Below are 2,392 nucleotides of genomic sequence, written 5' to 3'. Positions count from 1 at the left end.
TCCCCCGGGGTGGCCGGCGTGCCCGGCCGGACCTACCCGTCCCGGAACGCCGCGACCGTTCTTGTGATCGGACTGGCCTGGGGCGATGCGCGGCTTGCGTTCGACCTGCTGAGGCCCCCGGGTGTCCCGGTCAGCCGCTGGGTCTGCGATGCTGATGAGCTCGTTTTGACAGGATGGCGATGGGGGCCACCCTCTCTGCACCGAGAGTCCCCAGATGCGACCATGCGATGTCCACCATGTGGGCTACTGGATCGAAATAGCCGATAGCCACTATTACATGCGTATGGCGCGCCGCGGCAGGGAGCGACTGTGGAGACGGTGATCCGCACGGAGGATCTTCCGGTCGGTGAACGGTTCGCGTTCTGGCTGGAGGCAATCTCTCGGACGATCGCGCCCTACCAGATTCACTGCGACCAGACGGCCGATTTTCGGGCGACGGTCCGCACGGTGACGCTGGGCGAGATTCAGGTGGGGCTGCTCCGGCACCCGTCCCTGGAGGCGCGCCGCACCCCGAAGCTGATCCGCCAGTCCGACCCCGAGCTCTACCACCTCTCGGTCAACCTGCACGGACACGTAAACATCACACAAGGTGGCCAAAATGTCATCCTTAGACCGGGTGACGTGACGCTCCACGACAGCTCCCGCCCGTTCCGCAGTCTCACCACCGTGGCCGCAGGCCACCACGGAGCAGGGATACTCGCCGGAATTCCCCGCGCACTGCTACCGCTGCCCGAGCACACGGTCAAATCCCTGCTCACCGTGCGCATGTCCGGCCGAGACGGGATCGGCGCGCTCGTCACGCGCTACCTCGGTGACCTCATCAGAAACGCCGGCCAGTACAGCCCGGCCGACGCTGCCCGCCTGGCCACCGTCACCGTCGACCTGGTGGCGGCCCTGCTCGCCCACACCCTCGATTCCCCCACCGTGCTGCCCCCCGAGGCGCATCAGCGGGCCCTGTTCGCCCGTATCCAGGCCTTCATCCACCAGCACCTCGGCGACCCGGCCCTGTCCCCGGAGATGATCGCCGCTGCCCATCACCTGTCCACCCGCACCCTGCACCGGCTGTTCCACACCCACGACAGCACCGTCGCCGGCTGGATCCGCACCCGCCGACTGGAGTACGCCCGCCGCGACCTCACCGACCCACGGCTGTACACCCGGCCGATCCACGCCATCGCCGCCCGCTGGGGTTTTACCAGCCCGGCCCACTTCAGCCGGGTCTTCCGCGCCACCCACGGGATGGCCCCGCAGGCCTACCGCGCCCACCACCACGACATCCCCAGCTGACCGCTGGCGCGCATCGTCAACCACTTGGCGCTGACCGTCAACGAAATTCCACCCGAACCCGGAGCACACTCGACGCGGATTCCTCGTGTGTCCTCGCTGAAGGGGGGTGTGATGTAAGAGCGCGTCGAACATCAGAGCGCCCGACAAGAGGGGACGCGGCGTCGCGGGGCCGGGCGCTCTTAGTTGCCGGACCCTGACGGTCATATCAACCATTCGTGATTCTCGGCCGCAGCCACTTTTCTCAATTGATCATAAAAGTTCGGCTGGAACACCAACTCGCCGATCATACAATTCTTGGCACTCTTTGTACAGAATCTGCTTCTCTTTACAATCATGCGGCGCCTATTTCACCGCATAACAGAAGATCTCTATAAAGGGGCATGGAAGAGAATGCGAAATGTTCGAAATACCGCCCTTCGAGAGGGTCTCATGTGGTGGGTCGGGTGAAGTTGACGGACCACAGAAAGAATGGGTACTCGTCTTGCTGACCGGCTGGTGCCGGATGATCTGTGGGAACTGGTGGAGCCGTTGCTGCCGGGGTTCCAGTCCCGCCCGCAGGGCGGAGGGACAGCGCCGGTGGAGGACCGGGCGGTGTTCACCGCGGTCGTCTACGTGTTGACCGCGGGCTGTTCGTGGCGGCACCTGCCCGAGGAGTTCGGGGTGTCCCGACCAACGGCGCACCGCCGGTTCCAGGCCTGGACGAAGGCGGGAGTGTGGCCGCGGCTGCACCAGGTGATGCTGGACGTCCACGGCGGCGCGGGCGACGTCGACTGGTCGTCGGCGATCGTGGACGCGGCGAGCCTGCGGGCAAAAAAGGGGGCACGCTGACGGGTTCGAACCCGATCGATCCCGACAAGCCCGACTCGAAGATCCATGTTCTGTCGGAACGCGGGTTAGAAGTCGACTACGTCACGGTCTACCGGAGGGTGCAGCGGTTCGCCCCGCTGCTGATCGAGGCGGCCCGGCGCCGTCGGCGGTGTGTCCGGGACCACCACACTCATTCGCGGGTGGATGTCAGGTGGATGCGTCGCGAGGCGGAGGAGGCCCAGGTAGCGGTGTTCTACCTGGGCTGACGACAACGACGCGAGGCGCCGCCTGGCGCCGG

2 protein-coding genes and 1 pseudogene are annotated in these 2,392 nt (G+C 65.9%); 2 read left to right on the top strand and 1 reads right to left on the bottom strand.

Going from position 1 to position 2,392, the window contains the following annotated elements; genetic code table 11:
- The first annotated feature begins 309 nt into the window (after positions 1–309).
- Positions 310–1,287, top strand: a complete 978-nt coding sequence (locus U9980_RS17275; protein ID WP_322768860.1) for a helix-turn-helix domain-containing protein — start codon at positions 310–312, stop codon at positions 1,285–1,287.
- Between the two features lie 468 nt (positions 1,288–1,755).
- Positions 1,756–2,174 (top strand): annotated as a pseudogene (locus U9980_RS17270) (transposase); the annotation flags it as partial.
- Between the two features lie 6 nt (positions 2,175–2,180).
- Here the strand turns inward: U9980_RS17270 and U9980_RS28585 are convergent.
- Positions 2,181–2,392 (bottom strand): hypothetical protein (locus U9980_RS28585; protein WP_416210302.1); only part of this gene is annotated, 212 nt, incomplete at its 5' end.

It is taken from the genome of Protofrankia sp. Cr1, from assembly GCF_963555865.1.
Taxonomy (GTDB): Bacteria; Actinomycetota; Actinomycetes; order Frankiales; family Frankiaceae; genus Protofrankia.
The sequence above is the reverse complement of the archived record's forward strand: the minus strand, read 5'-3'. Positions and strand labels throughout refer to the sequence as shown.